The sequence below is a fragment of the Streptomyces sp. NPDC001137 genome, assembly GCF_040298885.1.
Classification (GTDB): Bacteria; Actinomycetota; Actinomycetes; order Streptomycetales; family Streptomycetaceae; genus Streptomyces.
On sequence record NZ_JBEPBA010000003.1, the window covers coordinates 270,215 to 290,202 of the forward strand.

Sequence of the window (19,988 nt, forward strand, 5' to 3'; positions counted from 1 at the left end):
CAGATAACTGCTGTCCAAGACTCCGAATGTTTCGCGATCAATGCCGAAACTATTGACGCTTGACGGGGACAGGCCAACACTGTTCGACCAATACCCGGCCTCGAACAGCGAGGAGGAACCCCACATGAACGGCAAACCCGCACTGCCGATGAACCGCAGGACCGCCTGCGGCCTGTTGCTGGGTGCCGCGTCGGTGCTGGCTCTGCCCGGCACCGCCCGCGCCGCCACGGTCATCACCACGAACCAGACCGGCACCAACAACGGCTTCTACTACTCGTTCTGGACCGACGCCCAGGGCACCGTCTCCATGACCCTGAACTCCGGCGGCAACTACAGCACGAGCTGGAGGAACACCGGCAACTTCGTCGCCGGCAAGGGCTGGAGCACCGGAGCGCGCAGGAACGTGAGCTACTCGGGCAGCTTCAACCCGTCCGGCAACGGCTATCTGTCGCTGTACGGATGGACGTCGAACCCGCTCGTCGAGTACTACATCGTCGACAACTGGGGCACCTACCGGCCCACGGGCACGTACAAGGGCACGGTCTCCAGCGACGGCGGCACGTACGACATCTACCAGACGACGCGGTACAACGCCCCGTCCGTCGAGGGCAACAAGACCTTCAACCAGTACTGGAGCGTGCGGCAGTCGAAGCGGACCGGCGGCACCATCACCACCGGCAACCACTTCGACGCCTGGGCACGCGCCGGAATGCCCCTCGGCAGCTTCAAGTACTACATGATCCTCGCGACCGAGGGTTACCAGAGCAGCGGCAGCTCCAACATCACGGTGTCGGGATGAGCACCGGCCGAGGTCTCCCGTTACGTCCCTGGACGACGGCCCTGGCCGCCGCCGCCCTGGCCGCCACGGGCACTCTCACCCTCCACGCCGCGCCGGCGCAGGCCGCCGCCTGCAACGGCTACGTCGGACTCACCTTCGACGACGGCCCGTCCGGCAACACACCCGCCCTGCTGAGCGCGCTGAAGCAGAACGGGCTGCGGGCCACGATGTTCAACGAGGGCCGCTACGCCGCCGCCTACCCGGCGCAGGTGAAGGCCCAGGTCTCCGCGGGCATGTGGGTCGGCAACCACAGTTACACCCACCCGCACCTGACCCAGCTCGGCCAGGCGCAGATCGACTCGGAGATCTCCCGCACCCAGCAGGCGATCGCGGCCGCGGGCGGCGGCACGCCGAGACTCTTCCGGCCGCCGTACGGAGAGACCAACGCGACGGTGAAGGCCGTGGAGGCCGGATACGGCCTGACCGAGATCCTGTGGAACGTCGACTCCCAGGACTGGAACGGCGCCAGCACGGATGCGATCGTGGCCGCCGCCGCACGGCTCACCAACGGGCAGGTCATCCTCATGCACGACTGGCCCGCCAACACGGTCGCCGCGATCCCCCGTATCGCGCAGGGCCTGGCCGCCCGCAGTCTGTGCGCGGGGATGATCTCCCCGCAGACAGGCCGCGCCGTGGCCCCGTCCTGACCGGGACCACCCGCACGAACACCGGCCGCCACCCCGGTCAGGATCCGACGGGGTGGCGGCCCTCCACGGCCACCATCACCACCAGTACGACCACGAGCAGCAGGACGTAGGCGATGGAGTGGACGCGGTCCGGAACCCGGGCGGTGAGCCGCCGCGCCCACGCGATGGTGGGCAACGAGCCCAGGAGCAGGGCGGCGCCCGCGGTGAGGTCGACGTAGCCGAGTCGGCCCGCGCAGGCCGGTGCGCTCGGGGCGAGGACGTAGACGAGGGTCGCGGCCACGGCGACGGGGACGCTGAGCGGGTTGGCCATGGCGGTCGCCTCGGCCATGGGCAGGCCCCTGCGGCGCAGCAGCGGGACCGTCATGACGCTGCCTCCCACGCCCAGGCCGGCGGCCACGAGACCGATTCCGGTTCCACCGAGGGTGATCGCGGCCCGGCCCAGCGGCTTCGGGCCCGTCCGGTGCGCCACCGCGAGGAACCCCTTGCGCAGCACACTGTCGGCGATCGTCACCAGCAGGTAGGCGGCGAACAGCAGGCGCAGTGCCGTACCGCCGATCAGGGTGGCCACGAAGGATCCGGCGCCCGCGCCGACCGCGATGAACGCCGCCAGCGGCCATACGTACGCGCGGCGCAGCCGGCCCTGACGCCACTGGGCCAGCGCCGCCGCCACGGAGTTGACGACCATGACCGCCGCCGAGGTCGCCACCGCGACGTGCATGGCGTCCGCCGCCGAACACGCCGTCGCGCTCAGGACGCCGTAGACGACGGGAACGGTGATGAAGCCGCCCCCGAAGCCGAAGAGGACCGTCGTGAGGCCGGTCAGACAGCCGAAGAACAGGAGGGTGGAGAAGGAGATCAGCACTGGTCAGACGCTAGGGATCGGGCGGCATGGCGGGCAATCGACGAATTGCCAGGTTCCTACGCGCAGCAGACACAGCCGCGTGGTTGTGCTTAGTCTCGTGGCATGCGCAACATCCCGGTCGCGGAGGTGGACGACCTCGACCGTGCCGTGCTCGCCATCGGCACCGACTATCCCCAGGAGCATCTGCTCGTCCGGCACGAGCACCGCCGGGCCCAGGTCCTGTATGCGGCCACCGGCGTCATGCAGGTCGAGACGGACGACGGCAACTGGACGATCCCCACGGCCCGCGCGGTGCTGATCCCGCCCCGGACCAGGCATCAGGTCACGATGGCGGGCGTCAGCACCCGCAGTCTCTACATCGAACCCGCTGCCGTGCCGTGGTTTCCCGCCCGCTGCCAGGCCGTCGACGTCTCCGACCTGCTGCGGGAGCTGATCCTCGCCGCCGTCGACATGGAGCCGTGCTACCCGGAGCACAGCCGCGACGCGGCACTCGTCGCCCTCCTTCTCCACGAACTCAGGAACCTCACCCCGCTCCCCCTCGATGTGCCGCTGCCGTCCGAGCCGCGGCTGCGCGGCCTGTGCGAGGCGTTCCTGCGGAAGCCGGACATCCATGACCCGCCCGCACGGTGGTGCGGGGCCCTCAACATCAGCGAACGCACCCTGGCCCGCCAGTTCCGCAGCGGCACCGGGCTGAGCTTCTCCGAGTGGCGCCGGCGCGCCTGCATCCTGCACTCCCTGAAGCACCTGGCCGCGGGCATGCCCGTCACCCGCATCGCGGCCCTGCTCGGCTACGACAACCCCGCCGCCTATACGGCCGCGTTCAAAGAGCTCCTCGGCCGCCCGCCCACGGCGCACAGGCCTCAACTCGCCCCGTGAAAAATGCCGTTATTGGGTCGGCGGGTGAACGGAGGGTGGTAGGCGGGACGTAAAGAGATATGCCGGGCCTGCGTCGAACGTCAGGCGATCCCGCAGCGATAGGACGATCTTGCCGAACACGGTTTCCCCGACATCCGAAGACCCGCCGCGGAGGTCCCTGACCGGCAACTGGCCCGTGGCCAGGCGTCTGAGGGCCGTGCTGCTGATCCCGGTCATCGTCGCCCTCGTCCTCGGCGGCATACGGGTCAAGCACTCCGTGGACACCTGGCAGGCAGCCGACGATGCGGTCCGGGTGGCCGAGTTGGTGCGGGCGGCGAACAAGTACGCCAGCGACGCCATCAACGAACGCGACGTGGCCGTCATCCCGCTGCTGAAGGGCGAACGCAACGCCGCCGCGGTCGTGCAGGCCAGCCGTACCACCGACGAGGATGCCAAGGCCTTCGACCGGGCCGTCGACCGCATGCCGCAGAACGCCGGCCTCCTGCGGCGCGTGGGCCTGGTCCGCGCCGGCGAGAAGCAGCTGCCGACGGTGCGCGCGAACGCGTTCACCTCACGCCTGACCGGTGTGCAGACCGAGGAGAGCTACCACATGGTCCAGCACCCCCTGATGGAGATCTCGAACGAACTCGGCTTCGGCAGCAACAACCAGGCGAGTTTCGGCCGCACCCTCTACGCCATCTCCCTGACCCAGGCGGCCGAGTCACTGATCCGCTCCATCGGCACCCATCTGCTGGCCGAGGACCGCGGCACCCTCGCCCCGGGCGAACTGGACAGCCAGCTCGCGTCCTTCCGCTCGTACGCCTATCTCGAAAAGGTCGCGCTCCAGGAGTACGCGGGTGCCGGCACCGCCGACGACATGGCACGGCTGCGGAAGGCACTGACGGCCGCGACCACGCGAGGTGCGCAGCAGCGTGCCGACGCTGCGGCCAAGGCCAAGGCGGCAGGCCGGAGTTACGTCACCCCGCCCGACCTGGACAAGATGGTCAGCGAGATCGCCGCCGGCCGGACGACCACGCAGCTCACCGCAGAGGGCATCACGCCCGAGTCGTTCTTCGCCGCGTCCACGCTCGGCTTCGACGCCTACCGCAGCATCGAGGTCCACCTCACCGACTCGGCCCTCGCGGGCGCCCGCGACATCGCCGACGACGCCCGTCGTGACGCGATCGTCAACGCGCTGCTCGTCCTCACGTCCGTGCTGGTCGCCTTCCTCCTCGCCGCCTGGGTGGCGCGCACGATGAGCCGCCGTATGCGCCGGCTGAGTGCCTCCGCCATCGAGATCGCCGGACAGCGGCTGCCCGCACTGATCACCCGGCTGTCGCGGGCCACCCCCGTCCAGGTCGACTCCCGGGTCGCCCCCATCCCGATCACCAGCACGGACGAGATCGGCGAGGTCGCCCGCGCCTTCGACCACGTCCACCGTGAGGCCGTGCGGCTCGCCGCCGAACAGGCGCTGCTGCGCGGCAACATCAACACGATCTTCACCAACCTGTCCCGGCGCAATCAGTCCCTGATCGAGCGTCAACTGGCCCTGATCACCGACCTGGAGGACCACGAGACCGACCCGGACCAGCTGGAGAACCTGTTCCGGCTGGACCATCTCGCCACCCGGGTCCGCCGCAACGGCGAGAACCTCCTCGTGCTCGGCGGCGAGAAACCCGCCCACCAGTGGGACCGGCCCCTGCCACTGATCGACGTCATCCGAGCCGCCTCCTCCGAGGTGGAGCAGTACGAGCGCATCGCCTTCTCCGGCATCCCGGAGGCCGAGATCCACGGCCGGGCCGTGACCGACCTCGTCCATCTGCTGGCCGAGCTGCTGGAGAACGCCACCTCGTTCTCCTCCCCGCACTCGGAGGTCCGCGTGACCGCCGTCCAGCTGCCGGACGGCCGCATCACGCTCGAGATCCACGACCAGGGCATCGGCCTGCCGGCGGAGGACTTCGCGACGATCAACCGCAAGCTGGCCAATCCGCCGACCGTGGACGCCGACATCTCCCAGCACATGGGACTGTTCGTGGTCGGCAGACTGGCGGGCCGCCACGGCATCCGCGTCCAGCTGCGCCCCGCCAGAGAGCAGTCCGGCACGACGTCGCTCGTCATGCTGCCGGACACGATCACCTACCGGACGGCGGCAGAGCAACCCGACACCGAGACCCTGGCCCTGGCCGCCGTGAAAGAGGTCTCCTCATCACGGCACAGCATCGCGACGGCGTCCTTGGCCGCACAGGGGGCGCCGCCGGTCGGTTTCGACGGGTTCCAGGGGTACGAGTCCTGGAACGACCGCCCGGCCGACCCGCCGCCCGGCCGCGACGAGGACGCCCGCGACCCCCGGGCCAGGGGTGCCCGCTCACGACGGCGTGCACGGCGCGGCCGGGGGCAGGAAAGCGGCCCGGACGTGTCGCGCTCCACGCCGCCTTGGGGCACGGTGGAGTGACGCGTGACGCAGGTGTCACGGCGGAGAGGAGTACCCGCATGACGAACCACACCTACCGGGTCACTGAGATCGTCGGCACCTCACCCGAGGGAGTCGACCAGGCCATCCGCAACGGCATCACCCGCGCCTCGCAGACCCTCCACAACCTGGACTGGTTCGAAGTCACCCAGGTCAGGGGCCAGATCGAAGAGGGCCAGATCGCCCACTGGCAGGTCGGCCTGAAGGTGGGCTTCCGTTTGGACGAGTCGTCCTGACGGGGTGGGTTGGGCGGCAGGTTCAGGTCCGCCCCTCCACCTCCTGCGCCGTCTCCAGGGCGGCCGAGGGGGCGGTCCAGTGGGCCCGTACGACCGGGAAGCCGGCCCGTTCGGCGTCCTCGCACACCAATTCGTCGTCGTCCACGAGCACGCGGACGTCCCGGGTACGGGCCAGGCTGCGCAGGATCTCCAGCTTGGTGCGGCGGGCGGGCCTGCGGTCGTCGTTGCGGCGCATGTGGACGCGCCCGTCGGGCAGACCCTGCGCGGCGAGCCAGGCCAGCGTGTCGCGCCGGCAGCGCTCGGGCCGGCCGGTGAGGTAGACGATCTCGCACTCCTTCGCGCTCTCCAGGACCAGCGCGATGCCCTCCGGGATCGGCGGATCGGCCGGTGCGGCGGCGAAGAACGCGTCCCAGTCGCGCGGCTTGCGTTCCAGGAACCGCTGGCGGTGGGCCGTGTCGGCGAGGGTGTTGTCCAGGTCGAACACGGCGATCGGGCGCTTGCTGCTGTCGGTCACACGCCCACCCTAGATCTGTCCCGCTTTCCCGGTTCAGGGCGTGACTCCGTAGGTGGGAGCGAGCGATGTCTTTCGACGATCAGCGATGGGCGGCCAGCACGGCCGCGAGGCCCTCTTGCAGGTCCTTGACGAAATACTCGGGAACTTCCAGCGCCGGGAAGTGTCCCCCGGTTCCGGGCGAGCTCCATCGGACGATCCGGCGGTACCGCTCCTGTGCCCAGGGGCGCGGGCACTTCTCGACGTCGCGGGGATACATGGTGATTGCTGACGGCACGTCGACCCGAAGCCCGGGGTCGAGCGAGTTGTGGCTCTCGTAGTAGATGCGGGCCGCCGACGCACCGGTCCGCGTCAGCCAATACAGGGTGACGTCGTCGAGAACGCGGTCTCTGGAAATCGTCTCGAACGGGCCGTCCTCGGTGTCCGACCACTCGGCGAACTTGTCGAGGATCCAGGCGAGAAGGCCGACCGGTGAGTCGACGAGCGAGTAGCCGATGGTCTGCGGCCGGGTCGCCTGCTGCTTCGCGTAGGCCGCCCGGTGATGCCAGAAATGGCGGGTCTCCTCGGCCCACCCGCGCTCGACCGCCGTCAGCCCGTCCGTCGACAGCCCGGGCGGCCCCTCCGCGAACGTCGTGTGGATACCGAGAACGTGCGCCGGGAACCTGCCGCCGAGAACCGTGGTGACATTGCCTCCCCAGTCGCCGCCGTGCGCAAGGAACTCGCCGTAGCCGAGCCTCCCCATCAGCTCCACCCACGCGGCCGCGATCTTTTCGGTGCCCCACCCGGTGGTGGCCGGCTTGTCGCTGTAACCGAAGCCCGGCAGCGACGGGACCACGACGTGGAACGCCGGCGCGTCCGCGTCTTTCGGATCCGCCAGTTCGTCCACCACGTCGATGAACCGGGCGATGCTGTCCGGCCAGCCGTGCGTCAGGATCAGAGGAGTGGCGTCCGCGCGCGCGGATCGGCGGTGCAGGAAGTGGATTCCCAGATCGTCGATGGTCGTGCGGAACTGGCCGATCCCGTTGAGGCGCTCTTCGAACGACCGCCAGCTGTACCCGGTGCGCCAGTAGTTCACGACATCGACGAGATCGGCGAGAGGAACGCCCTGTTCCCAGCGGCGAGGGCCGGACGCGGCGCGAGAGACCGTCTCGGCCTCCGGTAGCCGCGCCGCGGCCAATCGCGCGCGCAGATCGTCGAGGTCGGCGTCAGGTGCGTGGGCTTCAAATGCTTGTACGTCGTCGGCTGGACGGGACATGAGACCTCCTGGCCACCTTGGAACCGGCTAAGACGGTTCTAACAGTCCTCCGAGGCATGCCGCAACCGGCTAAGGTGGTTCCATGCGCGATGGGTTCCCTGACTTCCGCCTCGGCAGCGTCCTGGCGACCAGCTTCACGGGGACTCTGTCGGAGCGTCACGGCAACGCCGTGGAGCGCATTCCCACGCCGCAGCGGCTCGTCGACTGGCTCAACGTGAGCGGCCTCGCAGTGGACTCCTGCACCCCTGCCCAGCTCGACCTCGCCCGGGAACTGAGGGAGTCGATTCAAGCCGTCGCGACAGCGGCCGCACTCCAGGACGCGCTCCCTGCGTCTGCTGTCCAGGTCATCAACGACCGCAGCGCCCAGGGCCGGGCCGCGGCGTTCCTGACGGCCGAAGGCCAGCGGCAGTGGCGGCTCAGTTCGGCTTCCCGCGTGGAAGACGCCCTCGGCGTGATCGCCGCCGACGCGATCAGCATCATCGCGGGCGAACGCGACGGAAGACTGGCCTTGTGTGCGTCGCCGACCTGCCGAGCCGCCTTCTTCGACACCAGCCAGAGCCGCACCCGCAAATGGTGCGACATGAACACGTGCGGGAATCGTCAGAAGAAGGCGCGCTTCCAGGCCAAACAGCGCAACCCCGGATCAGCGCAGTGATCGTTGCCCTGGACGAGCCTCATCCCATAGGCGTCAGGGGGCGCTCTGCAGGAAGTCGACGAGCACCGCGGTGAGTTCGGCGGGGGCGTCCTCCTGGACCAGGTGGCCGGCGCCCGTGATGGGTTCGAGGCGCGCACCCGGGATGCGGGCGGTGAGTTCGTGGCCCTTCGCCGGTGGGATCCAGGTGTCCTCCTGGCCCCAGCACACCAGGGCCGGGATGCCGATCTCGCCGTAGCGGTCCTGTATCTCGTCGGTATGGCGCTGGTCCGCCTGGGCGATCTGCCGGTAGAACGCCGCCTGGCCCACCTCCCCGAGCCAGGGCCGAGCGAGCCGGTCCAGTACGGCGGGGTGCAGGCCGGGGCTGCTGGCCGAGCCGATGTACTCGCGTACCAGCGCGCGGTGCAGGGCGGGCGGCAGTTGCTCGAAGACCTCGCAGTGCCCGCCGACCAGCCGGAAGAACGGTGATCCCCAGGGCGCCAGGGCGACCGGGTCGACCAGGGCGAGCGCCCGGTAGCGGACTCCGTGCAGCAGATGCGCCCGCAGGGAGACGGCACCGCCGAAGTCGTGGGCGACCACGAGTGGTTCGGCAAGCCCCCAGTGCGCCAGGAGTTCGGTGAACACCCGGCCCTGGGCGGCGAGGGAGACGTCCTGCCCGGCCGACATCTGCGATGCGCCGTAGCCGGGCATGTCCCACACGAACACCTGGTGCCGGCGCGCGAGCGCACGGGCCACGGCCCGCCAGACGTACGAGGAGAAGGGGGTGCCGTGGCAGAGGACGACCGGGTTTCGTCCCGGCTCGCCGAGGTGGTCCCAGCGGACGTCGCCGGAGGTGCTGCGGTAGGTCTTGGTCAGCGGCCAGTCACTCACGGGGCAACTCCCGGGTTCTGTCTCTTCGATCGGCTCGTTGAGCCTCTTCGGTGGAGCGGCTCCTGGGATAACATCACGCAGGCTGTTGATCGTCCCGGTAGCCGTCGTACCGAAGAGGCGGCCAGGCTTGAGGGCCCAGTTCCCGTAGAGCGGCGAGTACCGCCCTGACCCTAGGAACTTCGTGAGTGCGGTAAATGCCTGTTCCTCCTAGATGCGCCAACACTGCAAAGAAACCTTCGGCGGTGCGAAACTCGTCCTCGAAGAGACCAAAAGCATGTGGTAGGGCGTGACAGATCGGCAGACCTATCCGCCGCAATCGGAATGTATTGAGCAGGGTATTGGCTTGATAGTGAATGCGATCATTGGCGGTTACAGATCCCTCCTGGGAGAATCCGATTCCAGGGTCAATGGCGATTCGATCGACTCCCACCGAGCGAGCGCCTTCCACACGCCTCTCAAAATAGTCAAGCATCCCAGGAATGGGGTCTTCACGGATACCTTTTGCATTCACGTCCCGAGAGTTCTCACCTTCGACGTGGCAAAGAATAATCGTCGCCTGATGGTCTGCCACTATTGGAAATATTTCACCGTCCGAGGCCAATCCACCGGAGTAGTTCAAAAGTAGCGCCCCCGCTTCCAAGCACGATCGGACAACGGCAGGCTCGTAAGTCTCGATTGAAACGACGACACCTTGCTCAGCAAGTTCCTTCACGACTGGCACAAGCGCGGAGATCTGTTCGCGTGCCGTCACCCGCACAGTACGGGGATTGCTCGACTCAGCGCCGATATCGACAATATCGGCTCCTTGAGCCGCAAGGATACGCCCTTTTCGGATAGCAGAGCCCGTTGAGGTCGCGACACTTTCTCGATATGTCGAATCACGAGAAAGGTTGACGCATCCCATTATGACAGGAGTAGCGTCAACATCGATTGTGCGATGGCCCACGCGAAGTAGGTCGACGGGCAAGGAGAGATCACCCTCAAACTGCCGCGCCAAATCGAGCAAATCAGTAAGGGAAATCATCCGACCTCGCTCTCAATTAAGGTTCATATCGCGAACCACTGTCAATTACCGTCCGGGGAAGCCCAGCCGATAAGCGTGGCACATGTCCACCACTCACGTCCGGGGTGTGGCAGTGGTTGGTGATGGATGGCGGGATTGTCGGTTCACCCAGGGAGGCGACCGCGCCTGACGGAGAAGCCGGTAGGCGCACTCCGGGCAGCTCCCGCCCCCTCGGCCCTCTGCTGCTTCCGCCACGCGGCCACCCCCGTCCACCCCCGCCACCGGAGCCCAGCCGAGCGGCGCACAGATCCTGCAGACCCGACTGGGCAGGACCCACGCCAAGACCGAGGACGCCTTCGCTCTGGTCGAGCGGCTACGGTGACGCCGTCGTCCCGGTGGCCTTCGCATTGGCCTCGAACAGCCGCGTGACCTGGGCCGATCCAAGGTCGTTGACCCGGCTATGAAGAAGCTCAGCGTGCTTGCCGTCCTGACCATGACCGGCCTTGCGCTCGCCACCCCAGCCCACGCCGACAACGACGACAACCCCCGCGGCCACATGAACGTCAGCCACCGAAGCCCTCTCGCCACCGGCCTCTGCAAGGAAGCACTCGCCCTCGTCCCCGTGTTCGCGACCGGAACCGACCAGGCGATCGACGACGCCTGCAACAACCGCGACCACGCCGGCGACTGACGCGACCAGTCCAGGCACTCCGGCTCCGCAACCCTGACGACCATCCCCAAGGGAAACTCCTGGAACCTGCGCGGCACCGCCCCGGTGCGACGGGACCAAGGGGGTATGGATCATGCTTGTCCCATGCCATCCGCCGTCCCCTTTCCCCGCCGCACATTGATCGGCGCCGCCCAGCAGCGCCCCTGCACCCTCGTCGTCTGCCGGGGCTGCTGCTGCGGCGACCCGCGCAAGCACCCCGGCACCGACCACGCCTGGCAGCTGGAGCGGCTGCGCGCGGCCGCGGCCGAGCACGGCTTCCAGGTCCGTACGACCGACTGTCTGGGCCCTTGCGACCAGGCGAACGTCATCGTCGTGCAGCCCTCGGCGGCGGGGCGCCGGGCCGGCGGGCGGGCCACCTGGGTCGGCTTCGCCATGGACGACGACTGCACGGAGGAGCTCATCGGCTGGGCGGCGGCGGGCGGACCGGGCATCGCGGAGCCGCCCGTGACGCTGGAGCTGCAGTTCATCCAGCCGCCTCGGGACGCACGCGTGCGCAGCCGCCGGTGAACCACCCACCCACCCACCAATTGTTAATGGGATCCATTTTCATGTAGCGTCCTCGGTGCTCGCCCACCGAGGAGGTTTCCCATGGCTGTCCCCAAGCGGAAGATGTCCCGCAGCAACACCCGCCACCGCCGCGCCCAGTGGAAGGCGGCCACCCCGCGACTCGTCCCGCTCACCCTCGAGGGCGTGCGCCACCTCGTACCGCAGCACCTGGTCAAGGCGTACGAGCGCGGGCTGCTGCGCCCCGAAGGCTGAGCCCGCGATGCCGTACGACATGCCGCAAGCCCGCCTGCCCGTCACCGTCCTGTCCGGCTTCCTGGGGGCGGGCAAGACCACGCTCCTCAACCATGTCCTCGCCAACCGGCAGGGCTTGCGGGCCGCCGTGATCGTCAACGACATGAGCGAGGTCAACATCGACGCCGCGCTGGTGCGTGGCGGCGAGGCCGCGCTCTCGCGGACCGAGGAACGCCTCGTCGAGATGACGAACGGCTGCATCTGCTGCACCCTGCGCGACGACCTGCTGGAGGAGGTCGACCGGCTGGCCCGCGAGGGACGCTTCGACCACCTCCTGATCGAGTCGTCCGGGATCTCCGAGCCGATGCCGGTCGCCGCCACCTTCGCCTTCGCCCGCGACGACGGCGCCACCCTCGGCGACGTGGCCGAGCTGGACACCATGGTCACGGTCGTGGACGCGGCGAACTTCCTGCCTGAGCTGGCGGGCGGCGACGAACTCGCCGAGCGCGGCCTCGCCCCGTACGAGGACGACGAGCGCACCGTCAGCGATCTCCTCGTCGACCAGGTCGAGTTCGCGGACGTCATCGTCCTCAACAAGCTGGACCTGGTCGACTCCCGCGCCGCCGACGCGCTGCGGGCGACGCTCGCCCGCCTCAACCCCCTCGCCCGCATCGTCGACGCCACCCGCGGACGCGTGGACCTCCACCAGGTCCTCGGCACCCGCCTGTTCGACCTCGAACGCGCCCAGCAGGCGCCGGGGTGGGTACGGGAGCTCAACGGCGACCATGTGCCCGAGACGGAGGAGTACGGCATCTCGTCGACCGTGTTCCGCTCCGAACTCCCCTTCCATCCGGGCCGGTTGTGGACCTTCGTGACCGAGGACCTGGACGGCGGCGCATTCGGCCGGGTGCTGCGCTCGAAGGGCTTCTTCACTCTTGCGGGCCGCTCCCAGGTGACGGGGCTGTGGTCGCAGGCCGGTTCGGTGGCCCGCTTCGAGCCGTCGGCCGCACGCGATCCCGAGGCGCCGTATGCGCAGGAACTGGTTCTGATCGGCGTCCGGTTGAATGCCGAAAGGATCCAAGCGACCTTGACGGACTGCCTCATGCGGCCCGGCGAACGCCTCCCGGACGTCGACCCGTTCCCCGTCTGGGACACGTACGGCATCGACGACATCTGTGAGCACGAGCAGCAAACCGCTCATGCGCTGACTCCTGTCGACATCCTGGACACGGTCCCCAGTTGTGAGGACGCTCGAGTGCAAGCGGTGTGACAGCGCGGCACACCAAGTCATGTGACCGGCAGCGACCGGGGGAGCGGGAATGCCGTGGCCTGTCAGGCGTTGAACTGCCTGTGAGTTCCCTGATCGCCACCACCCGCTTCTCCGTCCTCGACCGCTCCCGCGTCCGCGAGGGCCACACGGACGCGGAGGCGTTGCGCGACACCGTGCGGCTGGCGCAGGAGCTGGAGGATCTCGGCTATCACCGGTTCTGGGTGTCCGAGCATCACGGGGTACCGGGCGTGGCGGGTTCCGCGCCCACCGTGCTCGCCGCCGCGGTGGCGGGTGCGACGCGCACGATCCGGGTCGGCACGGGCGGTGTGATGCTGCCCAATCATCAACCCCTGGTCGTGGCCGAGCAGTTCGGGGTGCTGGAGTCGCTCTTCGCCGGCCGGATCGACATGGGGCTGGGGCGGTCGGTCGGCTTCACCGGCGGGGTGCGCAAGGCGCTGGGCCGGGACAAGGGCGACGCCGAGGACTTCGGGGCGCAGCTGGAGGAGCTGCTCGGCTGGTTCCGCGGGACGTCCCCGACGGGCGTGCACGCGCGCCCCGCGGAGGGCCTGACCGTGCCGCCGTTCGTGCTGGCCATGGGTGAGGGCGCCGCGGTCGCCGCCCGCGCGGGCCTGCCGATGGTCATCGGCGACCTGCGAGGCCGTGAGAAGATGCAGCGCGGGATCGACCACTACCGCGCCCACTTCCGGCCCTCCCCGTGGGCGAGCGAACCGTACGTCGTCATCTCCGGCACGGTCGCCGTGGCCGCCACACCCGAGGAGGCGCGTCGGCTGCTGGTCCCGGAGGCCTGGTCGATGGCGTACTCCCGCACGCACGGCACCTTCCCGCCGCTGCCGCCCGCCGAGCGCGTCGAGGAGCTCGCCATGACCGGCAAGGAACGCGGGTTCTACGAGTCCGGGCTCGCCGGCCACATCGCGGGCACCGAGGAGCAGGTCGCGCACGAGCTGGAGACGGTGCTGAAGGAGACCGGCGCACAGGAGGTGCTGGTCACGACCAGTACGTACGACCGTGCGGCGCTGGTCGACTCGTACCGGCGCCTCGCCCGGATCACCTCCCGGTAGTGATGACCATCCGGAAGCGGGCGGTGCCGGAGAGCATCTTCCGGTAGGCCTCGCCGGCCTGGTCCAGGGGCAGGGTCTCGGTCATCGGGCGGATGCCGTGCAGGGCGCTGAAGGCCATGGTGTCCTGCACGTCCTGTGCGGTGCCGGACGGATGGCCGCGGATGATCCTGCCGCTCATGAGGAGCTGGACCGGGCTGATGCCCAGGGGTTCGGGGTCCGCCCCGATGGCGACGAGTTCGCCGCGGGGTGCCAGGCCGTCCACGGTGGCCGTGATCGCCTGGGAATTGCCCGCCGTGGCCAGTACGACCCTGGCGCCGCCGAGGGACTGCAGCGCCTGTGCGACCGGGGTGGCCGCCGTGCTGTCGACGTAGTGGTGGGCGCCGAGCTGCTTGGCGAAGTCGGCCTTCTCGGCCCCGCGGGCGATCGCCACGGTCTCGAAACCCATCGCGACCGCGTACTGCACGCCCAGGTGCCCGAGGCCGCCCAGGCCGAGCACCGCGACCAGATCACCCGGCCGGGCGGAGCTGCGCCGCAGCCCGTTGTAGGTGGTCACGCCCGCGCAGGCCATGGGCCCGGCGTCGGTCGCGGACAGGGCGTCCGGGATCCGGGCCAGGGCGTCGACCGGGGCGATCAGCATCTCGGCGAAGCCGCCGTCGTACGCCCAGCCGGGCACCTTGAGGTTGACGCAGACGACGAAGTCGCCCTGCCGGCAGGGCGTGCAGTGGCCACAGCTGCCACCGAACCAGCCGACCGTCACGCGGTCGCCCGCCTGCCAGCCCTGTTCCGCGGCGCCCTCGCCGAGCGCTTCGATCCGTCCGGCGATCTCGTGTCCGGGGACCACGGGGAAACTGATGCCCGGAGCGCCGCCGTTCACGAACAGGGTGTCGCTGTGGCAGACCCCGCAGGCGTCCACCGCCACCCGTACATGGCCGGGGCCCGGCTGCGGCACCTCGCGCTCGACGATCTGGAACGGGCCGCCGGCCTCGATCGCCTGCGCGACTCGATAGGTAGTGCTCATATGTCCCTCCGGGGTGGGCAGGAACGGGGCGAAAGCCCCAGGGTCCAGCACATCAGCTCGAAGCCGATCCCGCGCGCGAAACAGACGAACCGATCAAGGACGACGGCCCGGGCTCACGAAATGGCCCGCAGCCCGCCGCGGGACCGGCGGCGGAGTTGGTCGACGGCCTGGGCCGTCTGTTCGTCCGCGGGCAGGAAGACGACCAACTGCTGGGCGTCCGAAGGGAGTTCGAGCACCTCACGGACCAGCCGAAGTGCACACCCGGACGGGTGGTCGAGGCGGAGGTCCCCGCGATGCGGAACCAGGTGACGGTGCAGGCGGCGCGTGAAGTCGGGGCCGGCGACGGGGGCGAGTTCCGTGCTGAACCACTCGGAACTCTCGGAGGTCGGTGCCAGCCACAGGTCGAAGGCCTGCTGGTCGGCGACGGCGTCCCAGTCGGCGAAGAACGTCCGCGCGCGGGCGTCGGTGAAGACGTACCGGGTGAGGTTCGGGGTGTCCGCGTCGAGCAGTCCGGTGCCGCTCATCACCGACTCGTAGCCGCTGGTGTGGGCGAGGACGTCGCCCAGCCGGTTGGTGACCATGGCGACGCCCGGCTCCAGGAGGCGGAGTGTCTCCAGGACGGAGGGGCGGACCTCGCGGCGCGGCGGTGCGGGCTGGGTGTGGGCGACACACTCGCCGCCGCTGATCTTCGCGAGATAGCGCAGGTGGTTGCGCTCGGCCGGGTCGAGGCTGAGTGCATCGGCGAGCGCGTTGACCACCGCAACCGACGGGTTGCGGTCACGGCCCTGCTCCATGCGGGTGAGGTACTCGACGCTGATGCCGGCCCGCGCGGCGAGATCCAGGCGTCGTAGCCCCGGTGAGCGGCGGCGGCCGTGATGCGGCAGTCCCAGCGACTCGGGCTGGATGCTGTCGCGCTTGGCCCGGATGAAGTCCCCCAACGGCGTGCCCATGAGGCGAGCATAGGCCGCTGCCCGCTGCTCGCGGAGGGCTCAGCCTGGCCCTGCGGGGGCCAGCCTGAGCACGGTCTGGTTGCCGTCGGGGCGCGGCGTGACCGTGGTGGGCATGGACAACAACGAGCAGAGCAGGCACAAGCTGGTGATCATCGTCGGAAGCGTCCGGGACGGACGGTTCGGCCCGGTGGTGGCCTCGTGGGTGGCCGGACAGGCGGGCGCGCACGGTGGTTTCGACGTGGAGGTCGTCGACCTGGCCGAGATCGACATCCCGTTGGGGCTGCCCGCCCAGTCGCCGAAGTACGCCGGTGACGCCTACCCCCGCCCGGCCGGGATGGCGGCACTGACGTCGGCCCTGGAGGGCGCCGACGCGTTCGTCGTGGTCACACCGGAGTACAACCACAGCTATCCCGCCTCGCTGAAGGCGGCCATCGACTGGCACTTCACCCAGTGGACGGCCAAGCCCGTCGCCTTCGTCAGCTACGGCGGCGCGGCAGGCGGCCGGCATGCCGTACTGCACCTGGAGAACGTGCTGACCGAGCTGCACGCGGTGACCATCCGCGACGGTCTCGCCTTTCCGAACTACTTCACCGCCTGGCAGGACGGGCATCCCCTCGACCCCGACGCCGCCGGGTACGCCAAGACGCTGCTGGAGCAGCTGGCCTGGTGGGCCGGTGCACTGCGCTCGGCCCGCGAGGCCGCGCCCTACCCGGCGTGACCTGGGACGACGCCCCCGAGACGACGCCGACGGATTAGAATCGCGGCGTTTGTCCCGCCGCAGCCGAAGCCCCCCACGGAGTACCCGTTCATGCACGGCCCACACGACCCCTACGTCCGCGTCCGCGGCGCCCGCGAGCACAACCTCAAGGGCGTGGACGTCGACATCCCGCGGGACGTGTTGACCGTGTTCACAGGGGTCTCCGGGTCGGGGAAGTCCTCGCTCGCCTTCGGCACCATCTACGCCGAGGCCCAGCGCCGCTACTTCGAGTCCGTCGCCCCGTACGCGCGCCGTCTGATCCACCAGGTCGGCGCGCCGAAGGTCGGCGAGATCACGGGACTGCCACCCGCGGTCTCCCTCCAGCAGCGGCGCTCGGCCCCGACGTCCCGCTCGTCCGTCGGCACGGTCACCAACCTGTCGAACTCCCTGCGGATGCTGTTCTCCCGGGCCGGCGACTACCCGCCCGGCGCCGCACGCCTCGACTCCGACGCCTTCTCCCCCAACACGGCCGCCGGTGCCTGCCCGGAGTGCCACGGCCTGGGCCGGGTCCACCGTACGACCGAGGAGTTGCTGGTCCCCGACCCGTCGCTGTCGATCCGCGAGGGCGCGATCGCCGCCTGGCCGGGCGCCTGGCAGGGCAAGAACCTCCGCGACATCCTCGACGCGCTCGGCCACGACGTGGACCGGCCGTGGCGTGAACTCCCGGCCGACCAGCGGGAGTGGATCCTCTTCACCGACGAGCAGCCGGTCGTCACCGTGCACCCGGTACGGGACGCGGACCGCATCCAGCGGCCTTACCAGGGCACGTACATGAGCGCCCGCCGCTACGTCATGAAGACCTTCGCCGACTCCAAGAGCCCCACGCTGCGGGCCAAGGCCGAGCGCTTCCTGACCAGTGCGCCGTGCCCTGCGTGCGGCGGCAGCAGGCTGCGTCCGGAGGCACTGGCGGTGACCTTCGCCGGCCGTACCATCGCCGAGCTGGCCGCGCTGCCGCTGAGCGACCTCGCGGGCTGTCTGGTGGCGGGCGACGAGACCGCCCGCGTCCTCACCGCGGACCTCACCTCCCGTATCGCGCCGGTCCTCGAACTCGGCCTGGGCTACCTCAGCCTGGACCGCTCCACCCCCACCCTCTCGGCGGGCGAGCTGCAACGGCTGCGCCTGGCCACGCAGCTGCGCTCCGGACTGTTCGGTGTCGTCTACGTCCTCGACGAGCCGTCCGCCGGCCTGCACCCGGCGGACACGGAGGCCCTGCTGACCGTCCTGGAGCGGCTGAAGTCGTCGGGCAACTCGGTGTTCGTGGTGGAGCACCACCTCGACGTCATGCGTGGCGCCGACTGGCTGGTGGACGTCGGCCCACGTGCCGGCGAGCACGGCGGGGAGGTGCTGTACAGCGGGCCGGTGGCGGACCTCGCCTCGGTCCCGCAGTCCGCGACGGCCCGCTTCCTCTTCGACCGCTCCCCCACCGCCGTACGCCAAGTGCGCGCCGCCCGCGGCCAGTTGAAGGTCGGGCCCATCACCCGGCACAACCTGCGCGGGGTGACGGCCGAGTTCCCGCTCGGCGTGTTCACCGCCGTCACCGGCGTCTCCGGTTCCGGCAAGTCGACGCTCATCGGCGAGATCACCGAGGACCTGACGGGCGTGGCACGCCTGGTCTCCGTCGACCAGAAGCCCATCGGCCGCACCCCGCGCTCCAACCTCGCCACCTACACGGGCCTCTTCGACGTCGTACGCAAGGTGTTCGCGGCCACCGAGGAGGCGCAGGCCCGCGGTTACGGCGTCGGCCGCTTCTCCTTCAATGTCGCCGGCGGGCGCTGCGAGACCTGCCAGGGCGAGGGGTTCGTCAGCGTCGAGCTGCTCTTCCTGCCGAGCACCTATGCGCCGTGTCCGGACTGCGGCGGCGACCGCTACAACCCCGAGACGCTCCAAGTGACGTACCGGGGCCGGAACATCGCCCAGGTCCTGGACCTGACGGTGGAGAGCGCGGCGGAGTTCTTCGCGGACACCCCGGCGGTGGCGCGCAGTCTCGCCACCCTGCTCGACGTGGGCCTCGGCTACCTGCGCCTGGGCCAGCCCGCCACCGAGCTCTCCGGGGGCGAGGCCCAGCGCATCAAGCTGGCCGGAGAGTTGCAGCGCGGCCGCCGCGGCCACACCCTCTACCTCCTCGACGAGCCGACCAGCGGTCTGCATCCGGCGGACGTCGAGGTCCTGATGCGGCAGCTGCACGGTCTCGTCGACGCCGGTCACACGGTGATCGTCGTCGAGCACGACATGTCGGTCGTGGCCGGTGCGGACTGGGTGATCGACCTGGGGCCGGGCGGCGGGGACGCGGGTGGGCGGATCGTCGCGGCCGGGACGCCGACGGAGGTGGCGGGCGTCGCGGGCAGCGCTACGGCACCGTATCTGGCCCGGGTGCTGCCACCGCGGCAGACGTGAGCGCAGGCGCCGCTCGCGGCATCACAGGGATGCCGGCCAGGCGGCGGTGTTGTCGGGGTGCGGGAACCGGACGGTGTTCAGGGGCGCGAAGCAGTCGACCTATCGTGGCCGCATGACCCTCGACCTCTTCGCAGGCATCCCGGTGAACGACTACGCGGTGGCGCTGAACTGGTACGAGCGCCTCCTCGGCACCGTGCCGGCCTTCTTCCCCAATGACACGGAAGCCGTCTGGGAGCTCGCGGAACACCGGTACGTCCACATCGAGCACCGGCCCGGCCACGACGGCCAGGCCCTCCACACAGTCTTCGTGGACGACCTCGACACGCGCCTCACACAGATCACCGAGCGAGGACTGAAGCCGACGAGCAGCCAGACCTACGCCAACGGCGTACGCAAGGTCACCTACCACGATCCGGACGGCAACGAGTTCGCGTTCGGCGGCGCCCCAGCTGCGCGGTGAGCTCGTTGACCGGTCGGCAGAAGCAACTCTTCCTCGTGTGCGGCGGTCTTACTGGCCGTCTACTCAGAGGCCCGGCCTCTGTCGACCCGTAGCGGTGAATCGACCGGAAAGGGCACTCCATAGTGCTGGATCCCAACTTCTGCCTTGATGTTCCACCGGGTTTCGACGACTCGGACGCCGAGAGCGGGGTGCATCCCATGGCGAGGAAGCTGTTCCCCGCCACAACTGCCGCGGACGCCTTCAAGAAAGCCCACGAGTGGGTGCGGGATCAAAGCATCCACCTGGTGGACGTGTCGTGGGATTTCTTCCACGACGAGGACGAGCCCTACTGCCTGAGCATCTATTTCACCTTCGACCTCGATCCCGAGGACAGCTGACACAGACTGTGCGGCC

General features: G+C 69.6%; 22 protein-coding genes. 15 read left to right on the forward strand and 7 right to left on the reverse strand.

Annotated features, from left to right (window positions below; genetic code table 11):
* The first annotated feature begins 124 nt into the window (after positions 1-124).
* Together xynA and ABT254_RS07215 are read left to right on the forward strand one after the other, a co-directional pair.
* Entirely contained in the window at positions 125-799 is a 675-nt protein-coding gene (xynA, locus tag ABT254_RS07210) for an endo-1,4-beta-xylanase XynA (protein WP_351464787.1), read from the forward strand.
* Positions 796-1,485: a polysaccharide deacetylase family protein gene (locus ABT254_RS07215; RefSeq protein ID WP_351464790.1), complete on the forward strand. Its 690-nt coding sequence runs from the start codon at positions 796-798 to the stop codon at positions 1,483-1,485. Before xynA ends, ABT254_RS07215 begins: the two co-directional genes overlap by 4 nt.
* A 37-nt stretch (positions 1,486-1,522) precedes the next feature.
* On the opposite strand, the gene ABT254_RS07220 is transcribed toward ABT254_RS07215, so the two are convergent.
* Positions 1,523-2,347, reverse strand: a complete 825-nt coding sequence (locus ABT254_RS07220; RefSeq protein ID WP_351464793.1) for a sulfite exporter TauE/SafE family protein — start codon at positions 2,345-2,347, stop codon at positions 1,523-1,525.
* A gap of 102 nt (positions 2,348-2,449) precedes the next feature.
* On the opposite strand from ABT254_RS07220, the gene ABT254_RS07225 reads away from it, so the two are divergent.
* The 3 genes from ABT254_RS07225 (at position 2,450) to ABT254_RS07235 (ending at position 5,908) form a co-directional block, all read left to right on the forward strand.
* Positions 2,450-3,223, forward strand: a complete 774-nt coding sequence (locus tag ABT254_RS07225; protein ID WP_351464795.1) for an AraC family transcriptional regulator — start codon at positions 2,450-2,452, stop codon at positions 3,221-3,223.
* 175 nt (positions 3,224-3,398) lie between these two features.
* On the forward strand, positions 3,399-5,654 hold the full coding sequence (locus tag ABT254_RS07230) for a sensor histidine kinase (protein WP_351464798.1): 2,256 nt from the start codon (positions 3,399-3,401) through the stop codon (positions 5,652-5,654).
* Positions 5,655-5,692: 38 nt separating this feature from the next.
* Positions 5,693-5,908 (forward strand): dodecin, encoded by a 216-nt coding sequence (locus ABT254_RS07235; RefSeq protein ID WP_030935003.1) that lies wholly within the window; start codon positions 5,693-5,695, stop codon positions 5,906-5,908.
* A 22-nt stretch (positions 5,909-5,930) separates the two neighbouring features.
* Here ABT254_RS07235 and ABT254_RS07240 read toward each other — a convergent pair whose 3' ends face one another.
* Positions 5,931-6,422: a phosphatase domain-containing protein gene (locus ABT254_RS07240; RefSeq protein ID WP_351464801.1), complete on the reverse strand. Its 492-nt coding sequence runs from the start codon at positions 6,420-6,422 to the stop codon at positions 5,931-5,933.
* 79 nt (positions 6,423-6,501) lie between these two features.
* Positions 6,502-7,674: an epoxide hydrolase family protein gene (locus ABT254_RS07245; RefSeq protein ID WP_351464804.1), complete on the reverse strand. Its 1,173-nt coding sequence runs from the start codon at positions 7,672-7,674 to the stop codon at positions 6,502-6,504.
* 82 nt (positions 7,675-7,756) lie between these two features.
* Here ABT254_RS07245 and ABT254_RS07250 point away from each other — a divergent pair, with 82 nt between their 5' ends.
* The gene (locus ABT254_RS07250) at positions 7,757-8,329 is read left to right on the forward strand and encodes a CGNR zinc finger domain-containing protein (RefSeq protein ID WP_351464807.1); all 573 of its coding nucleotides are present in this window, start codon (positions 7,757-7,759) and stop codon (positions 8,327-8,329) included.
* 33 nt (positions 8,330-8,362) lie between these two features.
* On the opposite strand, the gene ABT254_RS07255 is transcribed toward ABT254_RS07250, so the two are convergent.
* Positions 8,363-9,196 carry an alpha/beta fold hydrolase gene (locus ABT254_RS07255; protein ID WP_351464810.1) on the reverse strand — a complete coding sequence of 278 codons (834 nt, stop codon included), beginning with the start codon at positions 9,194-9,196 and terminating at the stop codon, positions 8,363-8,365.
* 73 nt (positions 9,197-9,269) lie between these two features.
* Positions 9,270-10,220 carry a dihydropteroate synthase gene (locus ABT254_RS07260; RefSeq protein ID WP_351464812.1) on the reverse strand — a complete coding sequence of 317 codons (951 nt, stop codon included), beginning with the start codon at positions 10,218-10,220 and terminating at the stop codon, positions 9,270-9,272.
* Between the two features lie 439 nt (positions 10,221-10,659).
* Between ABT254_RS07260 and ABT254_RS07265 the strand changes: the two genes are divergently transcribed.
* The 5 genes from ABT254_RS07265 (at position 10,660) to ABT254_RS07285 (ending at position 14,016) form a co-directional block, all read left to right on the forward strand.
* On the forward strand, positions 10,660-10,890 hold the full coding sequence (locus ABT254_RS07265) for a hypothetical protein (RefSeq protein WP_351464815.1): 231 nt from the start codon (positions 10,660-10,662) through the stop codon (positions 10,888-10,890).
* A 123-nt stretch (positions 10,891-11,013) separates the two neighbouring features.
* The gene (locus ABT254_RS07270; RefSeq protein WP_351464818.1) at positions 11,014-11,436 is read left to right on the forward strand and encodes a (2Fe-2S) ferredoxin domain-containing protein; all 423 of its coding nucleotides are present in this window, start codon (positions 11,014-11,016) and stop codon (positions 11,434-11,436) included.
* 81 nt (positions 11,437-11,517) lie between these two features.
* Complete coding sequence (gene rpmF / locus ABT254_RS07275) at positions 11,518-11,688, forward strand: 50S ribosomal protein L32 (RefSeq protein ID WP_351464821.1); 171 nt, start codon at positions 11,518-11,520, stop codon at positions 11,686-11,688.
* A gap of 19 nt (positions 11,689-11,707) precedes the next feature.
* Positions 11,708-12,937 carry a GTP-binding protein gene (locus ABT254_RS07280; protein WP_351464824.1) on the forward strand — a complete coding sequence of 410 codons (1,230 nt, stop codon included), beginning with the start codon at positions 11,708-11,710 and terminating at the stop codon, positions 12,935-12,937.
* An 80-nt stretch (positions 12,938-13,017) separates the two neighbouring features.
* Complete coding sequence (locus tag ABT254_RS07285; protein ID WP_351464827.1) at positions 13,018-14,016, forward strand: LLM class flavin-dependent oxidoreductase; 999 nt, start codon at positions 13,018-13,020, stop codon at positions 14,014-14,016.
* Here ABT254_RS07285 and ABT254_RS07290 read toward each other — a convergent pair.
* Positions 14,003-15,034: an alcohol dehydrogenase gene (locus ABT254_RS07290; RefSeq protein WP_351464830.1), complete on the reverse strand. Its 1,032-nt coding sequence runs from the start codon at positions 15,032-15,034 to the stop codon at positions 14,003-14,005. The genes ABT254_RS07285 and ABT254_RS07290 overlap by 14 nt on opposite strands.
* Positions 15,035-15,147: 113 nt before the next feature.
* Positions 15,148-15,984 (reverse strand): helix-turn-helix domain-containing protein, encoded by an 837-nt coding sequence (locus ABT254_RS07295; RefSeq protein WP_351464833.1) that lies wholly within the window; start codon positions 15,982-15,984, stop codon positions 15,148-15,150.
* Between the two features lie 112 nt (positions 15,985-16,096).
* On the opposite strand from ABT254_RS07295, the gene ABT254_RS07300 reads away from it, so the two are divergent.
* The 4 genes from ABT254_RS07300 to ABT254_RS07315 all read left to right on the forward strand — a co-directional run bounded on the left by ABT254_RS07300 (position 16,097) and on the right by ABT254_RS07315 (position 19,972).
* Positions 16,097-16,702, forward strand: coding sequence for an NADPH-dependent FMN reductase (locus ABT254_RS07300; protein WP_351464836.1), 606 nt, complete (start codon positions 16,097-16,099; stop codon positions 16,700-16,702).
* A gap of 90 nt (positions 16,703-16,792) precedes the next feature.
* Positions 16,793-19,135, forward strand: coding sequence for an ATP-binding cassette domain-containing protein (locus ABT254_RS07305; protein WP_351464839.1), 2,343 nt, complete (start codon positions 16,793-16,795; stop codon positions 19,133-19,135).
* Positions 19,136-19,247: 112 nt separating this feature from the next.
* Positions 19,248-19,595 carry a VOC family protein gene (locus ABT254_RS07310; RefSeq protein WP_351464842.1) on the forward strand — a complete coding sequence of 116 codons (348 nt, stop codon included), beginning with the start codon at positions 19,248-19,250 and terminating at the stop codon, positions 19,593-19,595.
* Between the two features lie 197 nt (positions 19,596-19,792).
* Positions 19,793-19,972, forward strand: a complete 180-nt coding sequence (locus tag ABT254_RS07315; protein WP_351464845.1) for a hypothetical protein — start codon at positions 19,793-19,795, stop codon at positions 19,970-19,972.
* Positions 19,973-19,988: the final 16 nt, after the last annotated feature.